Below are 3,147 nucleotides of genomic sequence, written 5' to 3'. Positions count from 1 at the left end.
ACTAATTTTTTCTACTTTCGTAACCTTCACGCTTAACTTTATTTCATGTTTACGTTGTGGTTTAGTTAGCTTTAGGATTTTCCAGCAATTCAAGTAGTATTGGATAGGTCTTACCTATCTCTACATATAGATCTCTCTATATGCTGACTATTTTAGCTACTAACTCATGACTAAAATCGCGAGTGTGTGTAGCTATTTTAATCAAAACCATAGAACATATCATTATTAAAATGTTCCTTTAATCCTTGAACTAAGAATAAATCTCCATGATTTTCTCTTAAATAAGCTTGTGAAGATACTAAAAATCCTGCTGAACCTGCCGCTGGATCAACTATAATATCCTCTGGTGTTGGCTTCATAAGTTTAACAATCATATCAATAATATGCCTTGGAGTTCTAAATTGACCATTTGTACCTGCTGTTGCTACCTTTGAAAGTAAGTATTCATAAAGATCTCCTTTAGTATCTTTATTTTCATCCATATCAATATTATCAATTCCATCAATAATTTTAGAAAGCATTAATGGTGTAGGAATCTTAAATATTGCATCTCCCATATATTTTGCATAAGCTGAATCCTTATTAGTATGAAGATTTTTTATAAAAGGAAATACTTCATTTGAAACTGTTTCATACATAGTTTCAGCTTCAAAATTTTTAAACTTACTCCATCTTAAATTTTGTTTATCCTCTGGGAAAGTTCTATCAAAATCTATACCTAAAAGAATAGCATCATTTTCTTTTATTATCTCTTTATCATCTAATCCCTTAATAAATAAAAGATATGTAAACTGTTCTATTACTTCTAATGGATTAGTTATTCCACCAGTCCAAAAAGTTTCCCATATCTTATCTACTTTACTTCTTAATTCACCTGTTATCATATATAAATCTCCTCATATAATATTTCCTAATTAAGTCCCTAAATAATGTTTTTATTTATATTTTTTAACTATATTAGTTTTATTCTAATAAATCCTAATAATTATACCCCTATTATACACTAGTTTATATTTATTAACCTTAATTTATATAAATAAAAAGCCATAGATTTCTCTATAGCTATACTAACACTATCTTTATTATAAATTTATTTTTCGGTACCTCTTTCGGTACTTGTTTTAGTGGCTAATTACGCATTTTAAGCTCTTTTTGGTACTTTTCCGGTGCTTTTATGGTACTTTTCCGGTGCTTTTATGGTACTTTTCCGGTACTTTTTCAGTACTTTTCATTATTTTTTATTTATTACATATTTAGTTGCTTTCCCAGTACCTTCTTTTAATATTACTTCTCTCTGAGTAAGCTTCCTTATAATATATTTTGCCTTATCCTCAGTAAAACTGCACAAGTCCATTATAATTGATTTAGTTATATATCCATTGTCTTTTATATATTCTTTTATCATATCTGTTGCTCTAATATGATCTATTGATTTATCTTTTGTATAACCTATACTATCTCCCATATTCTCATATGCTATTTGAGTCAACATATAATCCCTACCACTAATTTCAATTAATTTCTTATTTATTAATTCTTTTAATACATTTTTAGCCTCTAAAGTTCCTAATTGTGTTATTTCTTTAATTTTATTTATTTTAACATTTTTATTTTCTTTCAAATACTTTAATATAATCGTTTCTGATAAACTAAAAATCTCATTATTGTTCTCTTGTTCTTCTACAATAAACTTAACAAAAACTTCATCTTCTAATTGACTCGTTAAAGTTAATCTTATTGCTTCCTCATATACCTCATATGTTGGAGTTGCTTTTCCTAAAGAAATCATATCCTTAAATATTATATCTACTCCTTGACCGGATCTTTGTACATATTTTAATCTCTGTAATGTTTCACATATTAGCTTATTTCTTGGTACTGATGGATGAGTTATTATATTTTTTTCAGTTATCCCTTCAGGAAATGTTCCTGGATTTTCAATTACTATTTTGTCAGAATAATGCTTTACATATATAGAAGCATTGCTTCTATAATCCCTATGAGATATTGCATTTAATAAAGCTTCTTGAAAAACGTTTGTAGGAAAATCTTTAACCTCTAATCTAAATAAACCAACTTGAATATTAGTTATATAGTTTTTATCTTCTATAACTTCTGTTAATCTATCTAATATTGAAATTATTCCTGTTCGCAAATCCAATCTCTTATCATACTCTATTTTATTCTTATCACTATAATGAAGATATATAACTTCAGCTTGTGGTATACTTCTTCTTATAGCTTCATCTTTTCCTACAAATAGCAATCCTGCTACTGTAAGTTTATCTTCTCCATTAAACTCTTTAATCAAATGTAAATCCCTAAGAAAAGCTAAATCATCTAACAATGTTAAAGTAGATTCTGGTTCTCTAACTTTCAGTCTTTCTTTAAGTTTATAAACTTCCATTAAATTAATATCATCAAGTGAGGAATCTTCAATTATAATATTAGAGAAATCATCATTTGTTTTTCCAAAAATATTACTTGGAAAATTTTCTGCAAACATTGGTTTTGAATTTTTCCCTAATCTTTTAAAAGTTTCTCCTGCTGATGTAGAAATTACATTATTAGATTTTTCAACTTTTAAAACTAAGACAATCTTATCATTAACCTTAACCTCTTCTATTTCAGTAAAAAGCTTTGGAATTGTTCTATCGTATATACTCTCAATTATTGCTTGAGCATCATAATCCGTACATCCTGTTATTTCTTTATTGTTTTTTTCATCTTCTACTCCTATTAATATCACTCCACCTTTTGTATTTGCTAAAGCTACAGCTTCTTTTGTAATCACACTAATTAAATCTTTCTTACTTCTAGCATTTTTCCAGCTCTTAAACTCAATAGTTGTAGATTCCCCTTCTTCTATCAATTTATTTATATCCACACATTTACCTCTTTTTATTCTAAATTTTATATTATTTAAATTATATACTATTTTAAATTTATTAATCAAATTTCTCCTTATTCTTTGACAATATATAATTATACATTCAATATAACTTTTACAAAAACTCATATTTTACCTCATTTTCATATAATAAAATAGTTTAGCATTTTATGTTACCACAAAAACGGAAGCTAAATATAGCTTCCGTAATCAACATTTTCATTTAAATCATTTAATAAATGTTTAATTTCTTGATC

The 3,147-nt window shown here is 26.5% G+C and carries 1 protein-coding gene and 1 pseudogene; both read right to left on the bottom strand.

Annotation, left to right across the window (positions count from 1 at the left end):
- Positions 1-200: 200 nt before the first annotated feature.
- Positions 201-884 (bottom strand): annotated as a pseudogene (locus Q0F58_RS18465) (N-6 DNA methylase); the annotation flags it as partial.
- Between the two features lie 347 nt (positions 885-1,231).
- Complete coding sequence (locus tag Q0F58_RS18460) at positions 1,232-2,887, bottom strand: RNA-binding domain-containing protein (protein ID WP_294379374.1); 1,656 nt, start codon at positions 2,885-2,887, stop codon at positions 1,232-1,234.
- Positions 2,888-3,147: the final 260 nt, after the last annotated feature.

The organism is uncultured Clostridium sp. (assembly GCF_934754915.1).
Taxonomy (GTDB): domain Bacteria; phylum Bacillota; class Clostridia; order Clostridiales; family Clostridiaceae; genus Clostridium.
Note: the sequence above shows the minus strand (reverse complement) of the source record. Positions and strands in the feature narration are given on the sequence as shown.